Here is a 233-nt window from a genome sequence, read left to right as displayed (position 1 = left end):
ATTCTCTTCCTTCTCTGTCCCGGACTTGGTTTTCATCCGCACAGTATTCAAAAAGGATACTGACGTAGTACTTCCCTGAAGGTTGTTTTCTCACTGTCACAGCCTTCATCCGGAACCCTTCCGGAATCTGTCTGTGGATCTTCGCCTTTACAACACCGGCTTTTGGGAGTTTGATTCCGTTCTCAAAAATTCGAATATTCCCATTCACCAGATTCGTAGTATATGCATTCCGG

At 45.1% G+C, this 233-nt stretch carries 1 pseudogene; it reads right to left on the bottom strand.

From position 1 onward, the window contains the following. Positions 1-233: pseudogene (locus tag ACQRBH_RS17430) on the bottom strand (RNA-guided endonuclease TnpB family protein); the annotation flags it as partial.

Origin of the sequence: Bariatricus sp. SGI.161 (genome assembly GCF_050313695.1) — a bacterium.
Classification (GTDB): Bacteria; Bacillota; Clostridia; order Lachnospirales; family Lachnospiraceae; genus JAFBIX01.
The sequence above is the reverse complement of the archived record's forward strand: the minus strand, read 5'-3'. Positions and strand labels throughout refer to the sequence as shown.